The sequence below is a fragment of the Amycolatopsis sp. N2S4-7 genome, from assembly GCF_058119595.1.
Genome location: NZ_CP172299.1, coordinates 9,387,671 through 9,407,831 on the forward strand (window position 1 = coordinate 9,387,671; position 20,161 = coordinate 9,407,831).

The following is a 20,161-nucleotide window of genomic DNA, read 5'->3' on the forward strand; positions in this document are numbered from 1 at the left end:
GGAGTGGCGGCCCCCGCGCGGTTAGGCTGCGCGGGGAGTCTCGGAGAAGGAGTGCGGACGTGACCGGAACCGTGTCACCCAGGGTGCAGCTGATCGCGAAAACCGAGTTCTTCCCACCCGAAGACGTGCCGTGGTCGACCGACGCCGACGGCGGCGAGGCGCTCGCCGAGTTCGCCGGCCGCGCCTGCTACCAGTCGTGGAAGAAGCCGAACCCCGCCACCGCGACCAACGCCGGCTACCTCGAGCACATCATCGACGTCGGCCACCTTTCGGTGCTGGAGCACGGTTCGGTGACCTTCTACATCAGCGGGATCTCCCGCTCGCTGACCCACGAGCTGATCCGGCACCGCCACTTCTCCTACTCCCAGCTGTCGCAGCGGTACGTCCCCGAGCGCAACGCCGAGTTCGTCGAGCCGGAGGTGATCGCGAACGACCCGGTGCTGCACGAGAAGTTCCTCGCCGCGACCCGGGCGAGCGTCGACGCCTACAACGAGCTGCTCGCCGGCCTCGAAGAGAAGTTCGCCGACGTCCCGGCCGCGACCCTGCGCCGCAAGCAGGCCCGCCAGGCCGCGCGCGCCGTGCTGCCGAACGCGACGGAGACCCGCATCGTCGTCACCGGGAACTACCGGGCCTGGCGCCACTTCGTCGGGATGCGCGCCACCGAGCACGCCGACGTCGAAATCCGTGAACTGGCCGTGGAATGCCTGCGGCAGCTGCAGAAAGCCGCCGCGAACGTGTTCGCGGACTTCACCATCTCGACGCTGCCCGACGGCACCGAGATCGCCACGAGCCCGAAGGTGTTCGAAGGCTGATGAAGCGTCTAGCGATCGATGTCCGTCCCGGTGAGTACGCCGTCGTCCGCCTGCCCGCGGACGCCCCGGTGCCCGCGGAGCTGCTCGCCCCCGGCGAACCGGCGTTCGTCTCGGTGACCCGCACGCCCGAAGAGCTGTCGGTGATCTGCCCGGCCGGCCGCGAACCCGCCGGCAGCACGGCGGCGGAGGACGGCTGGCGGCTGCTTTCGGTCCGCGGGCCGCTGGAGTTCACGCTCACCGGCATCATCGCCGCGCTGGCCTCCGAGCTGGCCGCGGCCGGTGTCGCGCTGTTCTCGATGTCGACCTTCGACACCGACCACATCCTGGTCCGCGCCACCGATCTCGACCACGCCGTGAAGGCGCTGCGCGAATCCGGCCACGAGGTCGCCCACCCCTGAACCGGTGGTTGGCTCGGCCGCCGGCGGGTATCCGGCGGCCGAGGGTGGGAGCCGTCACCCTTGAAATCGAAAGTTCGGCATGCCTAAACTCCGGTTTGGGTTTCCCGACATCCGGTGGAGAGGCAGGCGTCATGGCGGTGACCGAGGCTGTCCGCCCGAGACTGGTGACGCGCCTGCGCACCGGGTCGGCGCTGCTCGGCCCGGCGTTCGTCGCCGCGATCGCCTACGTCGACCCGGGGAACGTCGCCTCCAACATCAGCGCCGGCGCCCGCTACGGCTACCTGCTGGTCTGGGTGATCGTCGCGGCGAACCTGATGGCCGTGCTCGTGCAGTACCTGTCGGCGAAGCTCGGCCTGGTCAGCGGGATGTCGCTGCCGGAGGCCCTGCGCGCCCGCCTGTCCCGGCCCGCGCGGCTGGCGTACTGGCTGCAGGCCGAGGTCGTCGCCATCGCCACCGACCTGGCCGAGGTCGTCGGCGGCGCGATCGCGCTCAACCTGCTGTTCGACCTGCCGCTCATCGCCGGCGGCCTGATCACCGGCGCGGTTTCGCTGACCCTGCTGGCGGTCCAGGACCGCGGCGGCCAGCGCACGTTCGAGCGGGTCGTCACCGGCCTGCTGGCGGTGATCGCGATCGGCTTCCTGGCCAGCCTGTTCGTCGAGCCGCCGTCGGTGCCGGAGACGATCGGCGGGCTGGTGCCGAGGTTCGACGGCGCCGGCAGCATCCTCATCGCCGCGGCGATGCTCGGCGCGACCGTCATGCCGCACGCCGTCTACCTGCACTCCGGCCTGGTCCGCGACCGCCACGGCCTGCCCGACGTGACCACCCGCCGCCGCCTGCTGCGCGCCACCCGCGCCGACGTCGGCCTGGCGATGTTGCTCGCCGGCGCGGTGAACCTCGGCATGCTGCTGCTCGCCGCGACGAACCTGCAGGGCCAGGACGGCGTCGACAGCATCGAGGGCGCGCACGGCGCCGTCGCGCTGGCCCTCGGCCCCGGCATCGCGCTGATGTTCGCGATCGGCCTGCTGGCGTCCGGCCTGGCGTCGACGTCGGTGGGCGCGTACGCCGGGGCGATGATCATGCAGGGCCTGCTGCACAAGCGGATCCCGCTGGTCCTGCGTCGGCTCGTCACGCTGATCCCGGCGATCGTCGTGCTCGCCCTCGGCACCGATCCGAGCGCCGCGCTGGTCGTCTCCCAGGTGGTGCTGTCCTTCGGAATCCCGTTCGCGTTGGTGCCGCTGATCCGGCTGACGGCCGACCGTGATCTGATGGGGGCGGACGCCAACCGCCGGCTGACGACGGTGGCGGCGTCGGTGATCGCCGCGATCATCATCGCCCTCAACCTGGTGCTGATCTACCTCACGTTCACCGGCTGACCCACGAACAGGGAGACCGCAGCGATGGCCCGGATCTTCGCCCTCAACGCCGAATGCGGAGAGCGCGAGACCCACGCCCGCGACCTCGCCCGGCACTTCGACGGCTGGCAGGCACGCGTCTACCGGCACGGCACGGGCTGGTGGTGCGGGGTGGTGCCCGAAGGCCTCAGCCGGACGGGCGGCGACTCCGTCGCGGAGGCCGCGGAGATGACCGCGTCGGGACGGCGGCTCTACTGGCTGCTCCGGACCGCGCCGCCGGTCTACCGCTACGCCCTCGCCGGCGTCGACACCGGCTCGTTCCGCACCCACGACGAGCTCATGGCCGAAGAGGACCTGACGGCCTTCCCCGGTCTCGTCGTGAGCGAGGACATCTGGGCCGCGACCGGGAAGCGGGCCGAGTTCAGCGACTTCGCCCCCGGTTACCGGTGGATCCCCTACCGCGGGGAGACCTACCCGCCGGCCCGCTGAGGGACGAAATGCCCGGAACCTCCGACGGCCCGCGACGGTCCGACTAGCATCTGCGCGACCGCCGCCCGAAGGAGCACCGTGACCGACGAACAGACCCGGCCGTACCCTCCCGCGGCGCCCGCCACGCCTGGTCAGCGGGTTGTCGCGGGCCGCTACCTGCTGCTGGGCGAGCTCGGCCGGGGCGGCATGGGCGTCGTGTGGCGGGCGCAGGACCAGGTGATCGGCCGCCAGGTCGCCGTCAAGGAGCTGCGGCTGCCCGACGCCGAGTCCGCGGCCGTGTTTTCCGAACGCGCCCTGCGCGAGGTGCGCACCGGCGGGCGGCTCAACGACTCCGCGATCGTCACCGTCTACGACGTCGTCACCGACGGCGGCACCACCTTCATCGTGATGGAGCTCGTCGAGGCGCCGTCGCTGGCCGACCTCGTGCGCCGGCGCGGCCCGATGCCCGCCGCGCAGGCCGCGCAGCTGGGCGAGCGGGTGCTGGCCGCGCTGCAGGCCGCGCACGCCGCCGGGATCGTGCACCGCGACGTCAAGCCGGCGAACATCCTCGTCGCGCCGGACGGCCGGGTGAAGCTCACCGACTTCGGCATCGCCCACGCCGTCGACGACCCGCGCCTGACCACCAGCGGCATGATCGTCGGCTCGCCGGCGTTCATGGCCCCGGAGCGCGTCGAAGACCGCGAAGCGCTGCCCGCGTCCGACCTGTGGTCCCTCGGCGCGACGCTGTTCTTCGCCGTCGAAGGCACCATCCCGTTCGAGCGGGCGACCACCGCCGCGACGCTGCACGCGATCATGACCGAGATCCCGTACCTGACCCGCGGCCAGGGCCCGATCGCCGCGGCGATCCTCGGCCTGCTCGTCGCGAACCCCGAAGCGCGGCTGACCGCGGCCCAGGCCCAGAACCTGCTGACCACGGCGCAGGGCGTGCGGCCGACCCCGCCGGGCGGCACCGCGATGCTGGGTGCCCCGGTGACCCAGGTGGCGCCCCAGCCGCCGGCGAAGAGCAGGAGAGCGCTGTGGCTCTCGGCCGCCGCGGTGCTGGTCGTGGGTGCCCTGGTCGGCGGTTTCTTCGCGGGCAGGGCGTTCGAGGCGCCCGTGCTGGACGCCCAGAAGCGCGAGACGGTCACCTACGGCGTGGGCGGCTACCTCAAGATCGGCGACGGCTCGGACTACAACCGCTGCTACAACACGGCGATCCAGCCGAACGTCGTGATCGGCACCGACACCCAGGCGAGCACCTGCGCGAAGAGCCACACGCTCGAGATCTACGACATCGAACGGGTGCTGCCGACCACGAGCTACAGCGACTCCGACGCGGCCGTGGCGCAGTACCCCGACTTCGCGGCGCTCACCGCCTTCGCCGAGGCCCGCTGCGCCGAGTCGTTCCGGTCCTCGGTCGTCCCGGCCGACAAGCGCGCGGACCTCGTCTACCGGGCGATCGTGCCGACCGCCGCCGAGTGGAACCTCCAGCCCGAAGGCAGCACCGACCCGAGCCGCGACTTCTACTGCGTGCTGGCCAAGGCCGACGGCGGGCCCATCTCCGCGCCGATCGTGACCAAGGTCAAGTAGAAGTTCCGCGACGAGCGGCCGGGCCCGGGAAATCCTCCGCACTTCGCCGGACCCGACCAGGTCGGCGCGGTTTTGTCGGGGGGACGAGGTACCGTCTGGAGCATGTCCAACCCACCTACCGCAGCGCCCGGACGGCCGTTCGGGCGAGTGCTCACCGCGATGGCCACCCCCTTCGACGCCGACGGGGCGCTGGACCTGAAGCGGGCGCAGGAGCTCGCCGAGCACCTCGTGGAGCTGGGGAACGACGGCCTCGTCATCAACGGCACCACCGGCGAGAGCCCGACCACGAGCGACGCGGAGAAGCAGGACCTGGTCCGCGCCGTGGTCGAGGCCGTCGGCGACCGCGCGACCGTCGTGGCCGGGGCGGGCACCAACAACACGGCGCACAGCATCGAGCAGGCGAAGCAGGCCGAAGAGGCCGGGGCCCACGGCCTGCTGGTCGTCACCCCGTACTACTCGCGGCCCAGCCAGGCCGGGCTGTACGCGCACTTCACCGCCGTCGCCGACAGCAGCGGCCTGCCGGTGCTGCTCTACGACATCCCGCCGCGCTCGGTCGTGCCGATCGAGGTCGACACGCTGCTGCGGCTGGCCGAGCACCCGCGGATCCTCGCGGTCAAGGACGCCAAGGGCGACCTGATCGCCGGCTCCGAGGTCATCGCCAACACCCACCTCGCCTACTACTCCGGCGACGACGGGCTGAACCTGCCCTGGATCTCCGTCGGCGGCGTCGGCGTGGTGAGTGTGATCGGTCACGTCGTCGCCGGCCGGATCGGCGCGATGATCGACGCCTACGAGAACGGCGACACGTCCACCGCGCGCACCAACCACCGCGCGATGCTGCCGGTGCTGCGTGCGATGTCGCGGGTCGGAGGGGTCGCGTTCAGCAAGGCGGCGCTGCGGCTGCGCGGCTTCGACATCGGCGACCCGCGGCTGCCGATCGTCGCGCCGACCGCCGAGCAGACCGCCCTGATCGCCGCCGATCTCACCCAGGGCGGCGTGCCGCTGGGCGACACGGCGGCCCAGGACTGGCATGGTGAGCGGGTGGCACAAGCAGATTCGCGAGCGGCCTACATCGCGCCGACCTCGCACACCAGCGTTGGGACCCTGCCTCGGTGAGCTCACTTCCCCAAGGTCCAGGCCCCACCAACGCCCCGCCCGAACTGCCCGCCGGGGCCCTGCGCGTCGTCGCGCTGGGCGGCATCGGCGAAGTCGGGCGCAACATGACCGTCTTCGAGTACGGCGGCCGGCTGCTCATCGTCGACTGCGGGGTGCTCTTCCCCGAGGACGACCAGCCCGGCGTCGACCTGATCCTGCCCGACTTCCGCGCGATCGAGAACCGCCTCGACGACATCGACGGCCTGGTGCTCACCCACGGGCACGAGGACCACATCGGTGCCGTCCCGTTCCTCCTGCGCCTGCGGCCGGACCTGCCGATCTACGGCTCGAAGTTCACGAACGCGCTGCTCGCGGCGAAGGCCAAGGAGCACCGGCAGCGGCCCCACCTCATCCAGGTCCGCGAGGGCGAGCGCCGCGACGTCGGCGCGTTCAACCTCGAGTTCTTCGCGGTCAACCACTCCATCCCGGACGCGCTGGCCGTGGCCATCCGCACCCCGGCCGGCGTGGTGCTGCACACCGGTGACATCAAGCTCGACCAGCTCCCGCTGGACGGGCGCCTCACCGACCTGGCCGGGTTCTCCCGGCTCGGCGACGAGGGTGTCGACCTGTTCTGCGTCGACTCGACCAACGCCGAGGTACCCGGGTTCGTCATGCCCGAGCGCGACATCGGCCCGGTGCTCGACGACGTCATCCGCCGCGTCGACCAGCGCGTGATCGTGGCCTGCTTCGCCAGCCACGTGCACCGCGTCCAGCAGGTGCTGGACGCCGCCCACCGGCACGGCCGCCGGATCGCGTTCGTCGGCCGGTCGATGGTCCGGAACATGGGGATCGCGGCCGAGCTGGGCCTGCTGAACGTGCCCGAGGGCCTGCTGGTCGACCTCGACCAGGCGAGCACCCTGCCCGAGAGCAAGGTCCTGTTCGTCTCGACGGGTTCGCAGGGCGAGCCGCTCTCGGCGCTGTCGCGGATGGCGCGCGGCGAGCACCGGCAGATCTCGATCCGCGCGGGCGACACCGTCGTGCTGGCCAGCTCGATGATCCCGGGCAACGAGACCGCCGTGTTCGGCGTGGTCAACGGCCTGACCCGGCTCGGCGCGAACGTCGTCCACCAGGGCAACGCCAAGGTGCACGTGTCCGGCCACGCGTCGGCGGGGGAGCTGCTGTACCTGTACAACGCGGTGCGCCCGAGCAACGTCATGCCGGTGCACGGCGAGTGGAAGCACCTGCGCGCGAACGGCGAGCTGGCCATCCGCACCGGCGTCGCGCCGGACAACGTGGTGATCGCCGAAGACGGCGTGGTCGTCGACCTGGTCGACGGCAAGGCGTCGCGCACCGGCCGCGTCGAGGTCGGGCACGTCTACGTCGACGGCCTCTCGGTCGGCGACGTCGGCGAGTCGACCCTGTCCGACCGGCTGGTGCTGGGCGAGGGCGGGTTCATCTCGATCAGCGTGGCGGTGGACTCCAGCACCGGCCGCCCGGTCAGCAGCCCGACGGTGTCCGGCCGCGGCTTCTCCGACGACCCGAAGGCGCTCGCCGCCGTCGTGCCGCTGGTGGAGATGGAGCTGGCGCGCACGGAGGCCGAAGGCATCACCGACACGCACCGCATCGCCCAGGCGGTCCGCCGGGTGGTCGGCCGCTGGGTGGCCGACACCTACCGCCGCCGCCCGATGATCGTCCCGACGGTCATCCCGGTCTGAGGTTCGTCCGGAACGCCTCCGCGCTCGAGTCCCGAGCGCGGAGGCGTTCCGCGTTTCAGCGTGTCGCGTTGGCCAGCAGCAGCGCGACGGTCACGGTGACGGTCTGCCGCAGCAGCGCCCGGCGCGCCCTGCGTTGTTCGGCTCTCGTCGGCTTCATGCGGTCCAGTGTTTCGGCGTCCGCCGCCGGGGACATCCCGCTCCGGGTGGGACCGCGTCCCTCCCGGGGATGAGTTCGCCGCCCCTGTTAGGCCGTCCGGCGCACATGCGGGGGCTTTGCCGCGGGATAACCTTGGTCCCACCTCGCCTCGCGCAGAGAGGCCGCACCGATGGGACGTCACTCGCCGGACGGACGACGACGCCGGCTGCTCGTGCCCGCCCTGGCGACCGGTCTCGTGGTCGCCCTCGGCGCCGCCGCCTGGGTGACCGTGTCGGCCGTGAACTCCCGGCCGTCGTGCGTGGACCCGGCGAAGGTGCTGGTCACCGCGTCCTCGGACATCGCGCCCGCGTTGTCGCTCGTCGTGCGCGGGCTCGAACTGCGGTGCGGCACCGTCGAGGTCCAGACCAGGGAGGCGACCCAGGCCGCCGAGCGGCTCGCCCTCTCCGACGGCAGCCCGCGGCCGCAGGTCTGGGTGCCGGACTCCACCCTCGCGCTGCGCCGCGCCTACCAGCTCGGCGCCACCGGCGTTCCCGAGACCGGGGCGTCGGTGGCCAGCTCGCCGGTGGTGCTCGCCGTCGCCGAAGACGTCGCCAAGGGCATCGGCTGGCCCGAGCGCACCCCGACCTGGGCGGACGTCCTGGCCGCGCCGGGCGTCGTCCCGGGGATGCCCGACCCGGCCCGCGACCCGGTCGGCGCGGCGGCGCTGCTCGGGCTGCGGGAGAGCGTCAAGGCGGCCGCCGAACCCTCGGCCGCGTACGTCGCGCTGCTGCGGCGGTTCTCGGCCAACACGCTCGGCGGCGAGACGGACCTGATCGCGCGGCTGCCGGGCTCCAGCGACGGCGGCGGCACGGCCGCGGTGACGGCCTTCCCCGCGTCGGAGAACTCCTTGCTGCGCCACAACGTCGAAGACCCGTCGTCGCGGCTCGTCGCCGTCTACTCGACCGCGGTGCCCACTTTGGACTTCCCGTTCGCCGAGCTGGGCGGGATCACGCCGAAGCAGCGCCCGATCGTCGACGCGCTGCGGGAGGCGATGCTGGGCGACCCGGGCGCCGACGCGATCGCGAAGACCGGCCTGCGCGCGGCGGGCGGGCAGGCGCTGCGCGAGCACAACGAGGACCCGCGGGTGTCCCCGCCCGGCATCCGGGCCGCGAACCTGCCGCCCGCCGACGCCGTCGACGAGCTGCTCAACCAGTGGGCCGGGGTCAACCTGAGCGCGCGGGTGCAGGTGCTCGTCGACGTGTCCGGGTCGATGAACGCGCAGGTGCCGGGAATCGGGCTGAACCGGATGCAGGTGACGATGCAGGCCGCGGCGAAGGCCATGCACCTGTTCAAATCGGCGACGCAGCTGCGGATGCTGGCGTTCTCGACCCGCCTGGACGGCGACAAGGACTACCGCGAGCTGCTCCCGATGGCCCCGGTCGCCCAGCACCTGGCAAGCGGCGCGCTGGACCGCCTGAGCCAGGTGAAGGCCACCCCGAATGGCGGCACCGGCCTGTACGACAGCGTCCTGGACACGTACCGCACGGCCCGCCGCGAATGGGAGCCCGGCCGCCTCAACCTGGTGATCGTGATGACGGACGGCCGCAACGAAGACCCCCACGGCATCTCCCGGCCGGAGCTGCTGGCCCAGCTGGGTGAGCTGCAGGACCCCCGCCGCCCGATCCCCCTGATCGGAGTGGGCATCGGCCCGGACGCGGACAAGACGGAATTGGACCAGCTGACCGCAGCCACCGGCGGCCAGGCCTTCGTGGCCCCGGACCCGGCAAAGATCACGGACGTGTTTTTCGCAGCCCTAAGCCGCATAGCCGGCGGCTGAGCGGGTCACCACGCGTGTAGCAAGGCGGCATTCCGCGGCGACTTGGTACAGGTGACTGACTTCTCTCCGCTACCCGTGCTGGCCGATCTGACCGACCGGGAAGAGAAAGTAGTGGACGCGGCACGACGTGGCGTCGAGCTGAGAAGCAGTGGGCTCACCTTGGAACAGCTGTCTGGAGGCGGCCAGACCGACCACGAGGTGCGCGCGGAATTGCTGCGAGAGCTGCTGCTCGGGCGTCGAGGGCCGCTTGACCCACGAGGCGTTCGGCTGGTGGGCCTCAGGATCGTCGGCAAGCTGATGCTCGATCAGGTCGCGGCCATCACGGGCTTCTCACTGAGACGGTGTGTGGTCGCCGAAACGGTGACTCTGACCGGAAGCCGGTTTCCCCGGGTCGCCGTGCAGGACAGCCGGCTCCGGCGTCTGCTGGCCGACGGCATGCAGGTCGACGGTGATCTGAAGCTGCGAGGTGTCCAGGCTTCCGGCGATGCCGAGTCCGGAGCGATCCGGCTTCGCGGTGCCCACGTCGGCGGGTACGTGGACCTCGACCGAGCGGAGGTGGTCAACGTGAGCGGCCCCGCTCTCTTCGCGGACCGGCTGCAGGTCGGTGGCGGGTTGTACCTTCGGGGACTCCGGGCCTCAGGCGCGGGTGAGACGGGTGCGATCCGGTTGGTCGGTGCCCGGATCGGCAGTCAGGTGGCCCTCAGCAACGCGGAGGTGATCAACAAAAGCGGTCCTGGACTGTACGCCGATCGCCTGGAAGTCGCGGGAACCGTGAATCTCCGAGAGCTGCAGGTCTCGGGTTCGGGTGAGGCTGGCGCCGTCCGCCTCCTCGGTGCCGACGTCGGTGCCGATGTCGACCTCGAGTCCGCCGCGATCCTCAACGACAGTGGTCCGGCCCTGCACGCCGGCCGTCTGCAGGCCGGCGGTGACGTGCAGCTTCGCGGCGGGCGACTGACCGGCGCGGGTGATGCCGGCGCGATCCGTCTCGGCAACGCGCAGATCAAAGGCTGTCTCGACCTCGGTTCGGCGGAAGTGGTCAACACCGCCGGCCGGTTGCTGGTGGACGTCCACGACGCGGACGTCGCGGCGGTCTCGATGCCGATCTTCACCGTGTGCGCCGCGGGGCGGCCCGGCCTCGCCTGCACGAACACCCGCCACGTGGATCTCGACCGGTTCAAGTTCGGCGGACTCGACGCGGCCGGGTGGCGGGAGTGGCTGCACGTGATCCGGTTCCACACCGAGTTCTACCGTCCCGGGCCGTACCAGCAGCTGGCGGCGGTGGAACGGGCCGCCGGGCACGACGGCAACGCCCGCCGGATTCTCATTTCCCAGCAACGGGATCTCTATCAGCGTGCCCCCGATGCCATCGGTAACTGGTGGGCTCGCCGGTTCCACCGGCTGTGGGGTGCGTTGGCGGGGTACGGCTACCTGGCGCGTCGCACGGCGGCCGCGCTCCTGCTGGCGTTGCTGGCAGCCGGCGCGCTCGGTTTGTGGGCCGGGCACGTCGGCGACGGCCGGCACCACACCATCGAACGCACTGCCTCGTTCACGAACGTCGTGGGCGTGCCCTGCACGACGATGGAACTCGTCGGTGTCGGCCTCGACCGGGGCCTGCCACTTTCCTCGACCGGGGTGCGCGGCCGCTGCGACCTCAACGCCGACACATCCTGGGGCGCTGCGTTCACCGCCGCCGTGTGGCTCGTGCAGGCGGGGGTATGGGCGTTGGCGACACTTGCTCTTGCCGGCTACACCGGGCTGGTGCGCAAAGCCGCTTGACGCTCGCTATCCGGCCTCGACATCGAGCGAAGCACGGCGGCGGATGAGGGCGTAGACCGCCAGAATCACCGCCAGGCTGATCAAACTCAAGTACAGCTGCGCCCGCGTATCCGAGTCCACGAACAGCATCGACGCCACCACCGCCACCGTCAGCGCCAGTGTCAGCCAGCTCAGCCACGGATACCCCCACATCCGCAGCTTCAGCGCTTCCGGCGCCGACGCTTCGAGCCGTCGTCGCATCCGCAACTGCGAGCCGCAGATGATCGCGTACACGAACAGCGCCACCGCGCCCGCCGAATTGATGATGAAATAAAAGATCTTGTCCGGGGACACGTAGCTCATCACCACGGCCACGTAACCGACCGAAGTGGACGCCAGGATCGCCTTCCACGGCACGCCGCGCCCGTTCGTGTCCGCGACCCACGCCGGGGCCCACCCGTGCCGCCGGAGGGCGAACAGCATGCGGGATGCCGTGTACAGCCCCGAATTCAGCACCGACAGCGCCGCCGTCAGCACCACCACGCTGACCAGGGTCGACGCCGCCGGGATGCCGAACCGGCCGAACGCCGCCGCGAACGGGCTCGTCTCGCTCGGCACCTCGCGCCACGGCGTGATCATCACCAGCAGCGCCACCGAGCCGACGTAGAACACGATCACCCGCCACACGATCGTCGACGTCGCCTTGCGGACCGCCGTCTCCGGCTGGTCGGACTCGGCCGCGGCGATGGTGACGATCTCCGCGCCGAAGTACGAGAAGATCACGATGACCACGCCGTGCACCACCGAAAACGGGCCGTTCGCGACGAAGCCGTCGAGGCCGAGGTTGCCCACCGAGAAGTGCGCGCCCGGCCACAGCCCGAGCACGAACAGCAGGCCCAGCACCAGGAACACGACGATGGTGGCGACCTTGATCGACGCCAGCCAGAACTCCGTCTCGCCGAACGACCGCGCCGACGCCAGGTTCGTCGCCGTCAGCAGCAGCATCAGGGCCAGCGAGAACACCCACTGCGGCACGCCGGGGATCCAGCCCTGCAGGATCTTCGCGCCGGCGACCGCCTCGAACGCGACCACGCCGACCCAGAAGTACCAGTAGAGCCAGCCGATCGTGAAGCCCGCCCAGCCGCCGAGGGACTCCCGCGCGTACTCCATGAACGAGCCCAGCGCCGGTGCGGCGGTCGCCATCTCGCCGAGCATCCGCATGACGAGCACGACGAGCAGCCCGCCGACGGCGTAGGAGAGCACGGCGGCCGGGCCGACGGTGTGGATCACCGCCCCGCTGCCGATGAACAGGCTCGCGCCGATGATGCCGCCGAGGGCGATCATCCGGACGTGCCGCTGCCGCAGATCGGGCCGCAGCCCGGACTTCGTCGCCAAGGTGCTTCCTCCCCGGATGAGCGCGGATCGCGGGATTCTCGCACCCGGGAGCTATCCGGTGAAGAATTTGCGCAAGTCAGTGCGCGAGGATCTCCGACTTCCGCTGCACGATGTACGCGCCGGCGAGCAGGATCGCCGAGCCGAGCAGCTGCGGCCAGGCGAGCTCCTCGCCGATCAGCACCCACGCCGCGACCGTCGTGATGATCGGCTCGACCAGCCCCAGCACGCTCGCCACGGACGCCGGCAGGTGCCGTAGCGCCGAGATGCCGCAGACGTAGGCGAGGACCGTCGCCACCAGGACCAGCAGGGTGAGCAGCAGCCAGACCGGCGGGTGCCAGGCGCCGAACTCGACGTCCACGCCGAGCAGCTGGACCGGCCACGTCCACGGCGGCGCGACGACGCAGACCGCGACGGCACCGAGCACCATGCCCCAGGTGACCAGGCCCAGCGGGTCGATGTCGGCCACCGCGCGCTCGCCGAGCAGGAAGTAGCCGGCCGAGCAGATCGCCGCGCCGACGCCGGCGAGCACGCCGACGAGGTCCAGCGTCAGGCCCTGCCAGACCTGGGCGACCAGCGCGAGCCCGAGCATGGCCAGCGCGATGCCGCCCCACACCGAGCGCGGCAGCCGGTGGCGGCGCACGAACCGCACCCAGAGCGCGATCAGCACCGGCGAGACGAACTCCAGCAGGATCGCGATGCCGACCGGGATCCGGCCCGCGGCGACGAAGTAGAGCAGCTGAACACCGGCCACGCCGAGCAGGCCGTAGCCGATCAGGACGGGCAGCTCGGCCCGCCGGACCCGCAGCTTCCGCGGCGCCACCAGGGCCACCCCGGCGAGCAGCACGAAGCCGGCCAGCGCGATCCGGGCCGCGGCCACCTGCTCCGGGGTGAACCCGGCGGACATCGCGGACTTGCCCAAGGTGCCCGACGTGCTGAAGAACAGGGCGGCGAGCAGGACGAGGACGGTCCCGCGGCCGCGGTGGGCGACCCGGGGTGGCGCGAGGACGGGCAGCTCGGTGGTCACCGTCGCGACTGTAGGGCCCCGCGCGTCACTGCCGAAACGGTTTTTCCGGTTACTCGGCTCGCTTCAGCCCGGTCGCCACGTGCGTCGTGATGGTGGCCAGCCGCCGCCCCTGGACGCGCAGCGCGCCGAGGGCCGGCTCGTCCGGCGCCGCGGCCTTGCGGGAGACGAACGAGCCGCCGTACGGATTGCCCGACTCCATCAGGTGCGGATCGGCGTAACCGAGCGGCACGACGATCGCGCCCCAGTGGTAGAAGACGTTGTTGATCGCCAGCAGCGTCGACTCCAGGCCGCCGTGGCGGGTGGACGCCGTCGTGAACGACGTCGCGACCTTGTCGGCCAGCTTCCCCTGCGCCCACAACCCACCCGTGCTGTCCAAATAGGACTTCAGTTGCGCGGCCGGGCCGCCGAACCGGGTCGGGCTGCCCACCGCGAGGCCGTCGGCCCACTCGAGGTCGCCGAGCGTGGCGAGCTCGTGGTGCGGCCCGGACTCGACCCAGGCCCGCCAGCGCGGGTTCTGCGCGATGGCGTCGGCGGGCACGGTCTCCGGCACGGTCCGCACCCGCACGTCGGCGCCGGCCTCGCGGGCGCCCGCGGCGAGGGACTCGGCCAGGGCCGCGGTGTTCCCGGTCGCGCTGTAGTAGACGACGAGTATCCGTGTGCTCACGTCCGCCGACTCTAGGGGTGCCGGATCGGGTGTCTCAGTATCCGGACTTCGGCTTCCACGGGCTGACGGTGTCGGTCGGCCGCGTCGGGTCGTGGAAGCGGGGCCGGTCGAGCTCGCCGGCGCGCAGCGGGACGAGGCCGTCGGTGATCGCCTGCATGATCTTGGCGTGCGCGCGGACCCCGGCGCCGGGGCGCGCCGGCTCGACGTCCGACAGGTCGACGGGGTCGCCGAAGTGCACGCGGAACTTCGGCCGGCGCAGCGGCGCGCTGAGGCCGGAGCGGGCGAGCGGGACCAGGTCGGCGGGGCCGTTGACGGTCTCGGTGCCCCAGTAGACGGCCTCGTGCGCGCCCCACTGGCTGATCGGGATCACCGGCACGTCCGCCGCGAGGGCCAGCCGGGCGGCGCCGGTCTTGCCGCGCTCGGGCCACAGGCCCGGGTCGTGGCTGATCCGGCCCTCCGGGTAGACGATGATCGGCTCGCGCGTGGTCTTCAGCGCCTCGACGGCCTCGGTGAACTGGCCGACGGCGGTGCCGGCGTGCTTGCGGTCGACGCGCAGGTGGCCGCTCAGCTTGAGGGCGGGGCCGATGACGGGGGCGTCCAGGATGCCGCCGGCCAGCATGAACCGCGGGTTGATGCCGATCCGCTTGCACGCCGCCATGAGGACGAAGGCATCGAAGACCCCGATGTGGTTCGCGGCCATCAGCAGTGGCCGCCCCCGCAGCTGGGCCGGGATCCGGCCGGTGACGGTCAGCCGCCCGACCACGTTCACCAGCCCGCGGTCGATGTTCAGCATGGTCCGCCAGATGGCCGGGGCACGGCGGGGAACGTCGTCCTGGTGCAGCGCGAACATGGGCAGAGCATGGCAGACGCCGATTTCACCCGGATGGGCGCTCACGGTGTGAGCGGGCGGGGCGGTTTGGGCCTCTTTCAGACCTTTTCGGGGCGGGGAGGGGCTGTTGGTGCGCGGGGTGTGGTGCGAACGGTCCGTTGGCGCGGTTTGCGGCGCGGGCGGCTCGTTGGTGGCGGGGGAGCGAGTGGCCCTTTCGTGCTCTCGGAAGGGCGCGAGTGGCCTTTCGCGCCCACCCCACCAGCACGAACGGCCCATCCCCGCCCACCCGCCCCCTCACCCAAACAGCCGCCAACCCCGACCCGTGAGGCAGAAGTTCACCCTGAGCCGAGAGTGGCGTATGGGACGAACGCCCACGGCCGGTTACCGTTGACGCATGGCTGGGTCGGCGACGAGGAAGCGAAGCACGGGAAGCGGCGCGAAGGGGGCAGCGGCGCGTAAGCCGCGTACGCCGGCGAAGCCACGTACCTCCTCCGCTCGCAAGCCGGCGCCGAGGCGCAAGACACCCGGGGTCTTCGGGAAGGGCGTCCGCGGCACCTGGAACCTGCTGGCCAAGGGCATCGGCACCCTCGCCCGCACGGTCGGCCGCACCCGGGAGCTCGAACCGGAGCACCGGCGCGACGGCTTGGCGCTCGGCCTGATCGCCCTGGCGATCGTCGCGGCCGTCGGGGTCTGGTGGCGGGCCGCCGGGCCGATCGGGGCCGGGGTCGAGATCGCCACCCGGACCGTCCTCGGGGCCGGGGCCGTGACGTTGCCGCTGGTCCTCGTCGTCGTCGCCGTGGCGCTGATGCGGTCCGAACCGCACCCGGAGACGCGGCCGCGGATGGTGATCGGCACCATCATGGTCGTCCTGTCGGTGCTCGGGATGCTGCACATCTTCACCGCGCTCCCGGCCACCAACGACGGCCGGATGTACGCCGGCGGGATCGTCGGCGCCTTCTCCGGCGGCCTGCTGACCATGGGCGTCACCACCTGGGTCGCCGTGCCGCTGCTGATCCTCGCGCTGGCCTTCGGCGTGCTCGTGTTCACCGGCACGCCGGTCCGCGAGATCCCGCAGCGCCTCCGCAACTGGGGGCTCGACGAGGACGAGATCGCCGAAGCCCAGAAGCCCGGCTTCGCCACCGACGAGGACACCGTCACCGAGGCCGATCCGAAGGCCGCGCGCCTGCGCAAGCCGTCGCGCCGCCGCCAGGCCGCCGACGCGGACCCCGAGCAGCTGGACCTCGACACGATGCTCGCCGAGGCGCCGACGCCGATCAAGCCGCCGAAGCCCGTCGCGAAGCCCGCCGAGGTGCCCGAGAAGAAGCCGAAGAAGGCGCCGGAGCCGCCGCTCGCGGTGACCCGCACGGTCGAAGGCGACTACCAGCTCCCGCCGCCCGACCTGCTGAAGCTCGGCGACGCGCCGAAGTCCCGCAGCAAGGCCAACGACGCCATGATCGAGGCGATCACCGGCGTGCTGGAGCAGTTCAACGTCGACGCGCAGGTCACCGGCTTCACGCGCGGCCCGACCGTCACCCGCTACGAGGTCGAGCTCGGCCCGGGCGTGAAGGTCGAGAAGATCACGGCGCTGACCAAGAACATCGCCTACGCGGTGGCCACCGACAACGTCCGGCTGCTGGCGCCGATCCCAGGCAAGTCCGCGGTCGGCATCGAGGTGCCCAACTCCGACCGCGAGATGGTCCGCCTCGGCGACGTCCTGCGCGCGCCGTCCACGGTCAAGGACAACCACCCGATGGTGATCGGGCTCGGCAAGGACATCGAGGGCCACTTCGTCACCGCGAACCTGACGAAGATGCCGCACCTGCTGGTCGCCGGCTCCACCGGTTCCGGTAAGTCGAGCTTCGTCAACTCGATGCTGGTGTCGCTGCTGGCCCGGGCGACGCCGGACGAGTGCCGGATGATCCTGATCGACCCGAAGATGGTCGAGCTGACGCCCTACGAGGGCATCCCGCACCTGATCACGCCCATCATCACCCAGCCGAAGAAGGCCGCCGCCGCGCTGGCCTGGCTGGTGGAGGAGATGGAGCAGCGCTACCAGGACATGCAGGTCAACAAGGTCCGGCACATCGACGACTACAACAAGAAGGTGAAGTCCGGCGAGATCACCGCGCCGCCGGGGTCCGAGCGCGAGTACCGGCCGTACCCGTACATCATGGCGATCGTCGACGAGCTCGCCGACCTGATGATGACCGCCCCGCGCGACGTCGAGGACGCGATCGTCCGGATCACCCAGAAGGCGCGCGCCGCGGGGATCCACCTGGTCCTGGCCACGCAGCGGCCGTCGGTCGACGTCGTCACCGGCCTGATCAAGACCAACGTGCCCTCACGGCTGGCGTTCGCGACGTCGTCGCTGACGGACTCGCGGGTCATCCTCGACCAGCCGGGCGCCGAGAAGCTGATCGGCATGGGCGACGCGCTCTACCTGCCGATGGGCGCCGGGAAGCCGGTCCGCATCCAGGGCGCGTTCGTCGGCGACGAGGAGATCTCCGCGGTCGTCAACTACGCCAAGGAGCAGGCGCAGCCGGAGTACCAGGACGGCGTCACGGCGCAGAAGGCGGGCGAGAAGAAGGAGATCGACCCGGACATCGGCGACGACCTCGACGTCCTGCTGCAGGCGGCGGAGCTGATCGTGACGTCCCAGTTCGGGTCGACGTCGATGCTGCAGCGGAAGCTGCGCGTCGGGTTCGCCAAGGCGGGCCGCCTGATGGACCTGCTGGAGAGCCGCGGCGTGGTCGGCCCGTCGGAGGGTTCGAAGGCCCGTGACGTGCTGATCAAGCCGGAGGAGCTGGAGTCGGTGCTGTTCATGATCCGCGGCGGCGACCCGGTTTCCGCGGACGCGGACGACGACGAATAGCCCGGTGCAACCGCCGTGGCGTTCGTTCCGTCCTGAGCACGTGGACCTACAGCGATTCGTAGCCGGACTGTTCGCCTTCGCCGTCGTCACGGTGGGCGCCGGGAGCTCGGTCGCCGCCGGGCAGGCCGCTCCCGAGCCCGCCCCGCCGCCCGCGTCCGCCTCGACGACGGTCAGCGCCGCGCAGGGGCAGGACGTCACCTTGCGCCTCGGGCAGGAGGCCGCCGTCCAGGGGAAGGACCTGACGGTGCGCTACACCCGGCTCGTCGCCGACTCCCGGTGCCGGCCCGGCATGCAGTGCTTCTGGCAGGGCGAGGCGACGCTGGCGTTCCTGCTGAAGGAGCCCGGCCGCGGCGAGAGCACCACGGCCGAGCTGCACAGCGGCCCGCGCACCGGCCCCCGGGCGACGACGTTCGCGGCCAGCCGGATCGAGCTGGTGTCGGTGTCCGAGGACGGCGGCGAAGCCACCGTCCGGATCAGCTGAGCGGCGTGCCCCAGCGGTCCTGGTAAGCCACTTCGGACAGCGGGATCCGCGCGGCCGGCTTGAAGTCCGGCACCGTCGTGTACGCCACCGGCAGCAGCCCGACCTGCGTGTAGCCCTCCGGCACGCCGAGGATCTCCGCCGCCTCCGCCTCGCGGGACAGGTGGTACGTCGTGAGCGTCGAGCCCAGGCCGCGCGAGCGCAGCGCCAGCTGGAAGTTCCACACCGCCGGGAAGATGCCGCCGTAGAACGCCGCGTCGAGCGCGTTGTCCCCGGCCGGGCGGCCCTTCAGCACCGGGATCACGAACACCGGGACCCGCTCGATCACGTCGATCAGGTGCCGCCCGGACGCCAGGGCCCGCGCCGGCGAGTCCTTCGCCCGGTCCGCGAGGTAGGCCTCGCCCACCTCGCGGAAGAGCACCGCCAGCCGGTCCTTCACGCCCTGGTCGCGCACCACCAGCCAGCGCCACGCCTGGACGTTGCCGGGCGTCGGCGCCTGCAGGGCGAGGTTCAGGCACGCGTCGAGGACTTCGGGCTCGACCGGCCGGTCGAGGTCGAGCTTGCGGCGGACCGCACGGGTCGTGCTGAGCAGGTGATCGATCTCCATGATCACCATCGTGGCCCGGTCCCCGCTCAGCCGCCGAACTTGCGCACGGCCTCGTAGTACGTCCAGGCCGTGCCCTTGCAGGCCACGTTCGAGCCGCAGACGCTCTTCAGGTCCGTGTACAGGTTGTCGTCGATCTGCTTGCGGGTCGTCTCGTCGAACCGGCCCTGCTTCTTGTAGTTGCGGTAGCCGAAGTCGTGCCGGTGGCAGCCGGGCAGGAACTGGAAGCCGAACGGCGTGTCCGGCGACCAGGAACAGCCGTCGGACGACCAGTCGAGCTGGCCGGAGTAGGGCGCCTGCGCCCGGACCGACTCGAAGCCGGACAGCGAGGTGTGGAAGAGGTACTGGTCGGTGACCGTCCGGATGTCGACGGCCGCCGCGGTGCCGGTGCCCAGGAGGGCTCCCGCGCCGACGGTCACGGCCACCGTCACGGTGGCCCCCAGGTTCCGCAGTGTCGTGCGCATCGCGTGCATCCCTTGCCGGTCAAGTGACGAGTGCCTGATCAGCTTCGGGCTTCGGGGTGGCGCACGTCACCGCCCGAAAGGAGGTTGTCGGGAAACTTTCCCTCAGAGTTCGAGCAACATGCGTGAATTGCCCAGCGTGTTCGGCTTGACGTAGGGCAGGTCGAGGAACTCGGCGACGCCGGTGTCGTGCGAGCGCCGCATCTCTTCGTAGACCTCGTGCGAAACCGGGGTGCCGTCGATCTCCACGAACCCGTGCCCGGCGAAGAAGCCGGTCTCGAAGGTCAGCACGAACAGCCGCTTGAGACCCAGCTCACGGGCTTCGTCCACCAGCCGCGCGACCAGCACCCGCCCGACCCCCTGACCCCGGACGGCCTTGTCGACGACCACCGTGCGCAGCTCGGCGATGTCTTCCCACAGCACGTGCAGCGCGGCCGCGCCGACGACGTCGTCACCCACTTCGGCGACCCAGAACTCCTGGACGTCCTCGTACAGCGTGACCAGGTCCTTCTCCAGCAGGACGCGGCCGGCGTCCGAGTCCACCAGTGCTTTGATCTTGCGGACGTCGGCGATCCGCGCGCGGCGGACGGTCGGGAGGGGCGAGTCGGACGGCACGATCGTCAACATTGCCACATCGCCCGGCGCGGGCGCCGACACGACCGGGCTACGCCGTCGT

The 20,161-nt window shown here is 71.5% G+C and carries 18 protein-coding genes; 11 read left to right on the plus strand and 7 right to left on the minus strand.

Going from position 1 to position 20,161, the window contains the following annotated elements; all coding sequences use genetic code 11:
• Nucleotides 1-59: 59 nt before the first annotated feature.
• The 9 genes from thyX to ACH54P_RS44330 all read left to right on the plus strand — a co-directional run bounded on the left by thyX (nucleotide 60) and on the right by ACH54P_RS44330 (nucleotide 11,179).
• Nucleotides 60-812: an FAD-dependent thymidylate synthase gene (gene thyX, locus ACH54P_RS44290; protein WP_489909270.1), complete on the plus strand. Its 753-nt coding sequence runs from the start codon at nucleotides 60-62 to the stop codon at nucleotides 810-812.
• On the plus strand, nucleotides 812-1,210 hold the full coding sequence (locus ACH54P_RS44295) for an ACT domain-containing protein (RefSeq protein ID WP_489909271.1): 399 nt from the start codon (nucleotides 812-814) through the stop codon (nucleotides 1,208-1,210). The genes thyX and ACH54P_RS44295 overlap by 1 nt, the downstream gene beginning before the upstream one ends.
• Nucleotides 1,211-1,341: 131 nt before the next feature.
• Complete coding sequence (locus ACH54P_RS44300; protein WP_489909272.1) at nucleotides 1,342-2,583, plus strand: Nramp family divalent metal transporter; 1,242 nt, start codon at nucleotides 1,342-1,344, stop codon at nucleotides 2,581-2,583.
• 24 nt (nucleotides 2,584-2,607) lie between these two features.
• Nucleotides 2,608-3,051 carry a hypothetical protein gene (locus ACH54P_RS44305; protein WP_489909273.1) on the plus strand — a complete coding sequence of 148 codons (444 nt, stop codon included), beginning with the start codon at nucleotides 2,608-2,610 and terminating at the stop codon, nucleotides 3,049-3,051.
• Between the two features lie 78 nt (nucleotides 3,052-3,129).
• Complete coding sequence (locus ACH54P_RS44310) at nucleotides 3,130-4,620, plus strand: serine/threonine-protein kinase (protein WP_489909274.1); 1,491 nt, start codon at nucleotides 3,130-3,132, stop codon at nucleotides 4,618-4,620.
• A 102-nt stretch (nucleotides 4,621-4,722) separates the two neighbouring features.
• Entirely contained in the window at nucleotides 4,723-5,736 is a 1,014-nt protein-coding gene (dapA, locus tag ACH54P_RS44315) for a 4-hydroxy-tetrahydrodipicolinate synthase (protein WP_489909275.1), read from the plus strand.
• Complete coding sequence (locus tag ACH54P_RS44320; RefSeq protein ID WP_489909276.1) at nucleotides 5,733-7,430, plus strand: ribonuclease J; 1,698 nt, start codon at nucleotides 5,733-5,735, stop codon at nucleotides 7,428-7,430. Before dapA ends, ACH54P_RS44320 begins: the two co-directional genes overlap by 4 nt.
• A gap of 326 nt (nucleotides 7,431-7,756) precedes the next feature.
• On the plus strand, nucleotides 7,757-9,403 hold the full coding sequence (locus tag ACH54P_RS44325; protein WP_489909277.1) for a substrate-binding domain-containing protein: 1,647 nt from the start codon (nucleotides 7,757-7,759) through the stop codon (nucleotides 9,401-9,403).
• Nucleotides 9,404-9,478: 75 nt separating this feature from the next.
• Nucleotides 9,479-11,179, plus strand: a complete 1,701-nt coding sequence (locus tag ACH54P_RS44330; RefSeq protein ID WP_489909278.1) for a hypothetical protein — start codon at nucleotides 9,479-9,481, stop codon at nucleotides 11,177-11,179.
• 6 nt (nucleotides 11,180-11,185) lie between these two features.
• On the opposite strand, the gene ACH54P_RS44335 is transcribed toward ACH54P_RS44330, so the two are convergent.
• From ACH54P_RS44335 to ACH54P_RS44350, 4 genes are all read right to left on the minus strand, one after another.
• Nucleotides 11,186-12,553 carry an amino acid permease gene (locus ACH54P_RS44335; protein WP_489909279.1) on the minus strand — a complete coding sequence of 456 codons (1,368 nt, stop codon included), beginning with the start codon at nucleotides 12,551-12,553 and terminating at the stop codon, nucleotides 11,186-11,188.
• Between the two features lie 76 nt (nucleotides 12,554-12,629).
• Nucleotides 12,630-13,577 (minus strand): EamA family transporter, encoded by a 948-nt coding sequence (locus ACH54P_RS44340; protein ID WP_489909280.1) that lies wholly within the window; start codon nucleotides 13,575-13,577, stop codon nucleotides 12,630-12,632.
• Nucleotides 13,578-13,626: 49 nt separating this feature from the next.
• Nucleotides 13,627-14,241 carry an NAD(P)H:quinone oxidoreductase gene (wrbA, locus tag ACH54P_RS44345; protein WP_489909281.1) on the minus strand — a complete coding sequence of 205 codons (615 nt, stop codon included), beginning with the start codon at nucleotides 14,239-14,241 and terminating at the stop codon, nucleotides 13,627-13,629.
• A 34-nt stretch (nucleotides 14,242-14,275) separates the two neighbouring features.
• The gene (locus tag ACH54P_RS44350; RefSeq protein WP_489909282.1) at nucleotides 14,276-15,091 is read right to left on the minus strand and encodes a lysophospholipid acyltransferase family protein; all 816 of its coding nucleotides are present in this window, start codon (nucleotides 15,089-15,091) and stop codon (nucleotides 14,276-14,278) included.
• Nucleotides 15,092-15,464: 373 nt separating this feature from the next.
• On the opposite strand from ACH54P_RS44350, the gene ACH54P_RS44355 reads away from it, so the two are divergent.
• Complete coding sequence (locus tag ACH54P_RS44355) at nucleotides 15,465-17,942, plus strand: DNA translocase FtsK (RefSeq protein WP_489909283.1); 2,478 nt, start codon at nucleotides 15,465-15,467, stop codon at nucleotides 17,940-17,942.
• A 40-nt stretch (nucleotides 17,943-17,982) separates the two neighbouring features.
• Entirely contained in the window at nucleotides 17,983-18,423 is a 441-nt protein-coding gene (locus ACH54P_RS44360) for a hypothetical protein (RefSeq protein WP_489909284.1), read from the plus strand.
• Here ACH54P_RS44360 and ACH54P_RS44365 read toward each other — a convergent pair.
• The 3 genes from ACH54P_RS44365 to ACH54P_RS44375 all read right to left on the minus strand — a co-directional run bounded on the left by ACH54P_RS44365 (nucleotide 18,416) and on the right by ACH54P_RS44375 (nucleotide 20,112).
• Nucleotides 18,416-19,027 (minus strand): nitroreductase family protein, encoded by a 612-nt coding sequence (locus ACH54P_RS44365; protein WP_489909285.1) that lies wholly within the window; start codon nucleotides 19,025-19,027, stop codon nucleotides 18,416-18,418. The genes ACH54P_RS44360 and ACH54P_RS44365 overlap by 8 nt on opposite strands.
• 26 nt (nucleotides 19,028-19,053) lie before the next feature.
• The gene (locus ACH54P_RS44370; protein ID WP_489909286.1) at nucleotides 19,054-19,488 is read right to left on the minus strand and encodes a phospholipase; all 435 of its coding nucleotides are present in this window, start codon (nucleotides 19,486-19,488) and stop codon (nucleotides 19,054-19,056) included.
• Between the two features lie 102 nt (nucleotides 19,489-19,590).
• Nucleotides 19,591-20,112, minus strand: coding sequence for an amino-acid N-acetyltransferase (locus tag ACH54P_RS44375; RefSeq protein WP_489909287.1), 522 nt, complete (start codon nucleotides 20,110-20,112; stop codon nucleotides 19,591-19,593).
• Between the last annotated feature and the right edge of the window lie 49 nt (nucleotides 20,113-20,161).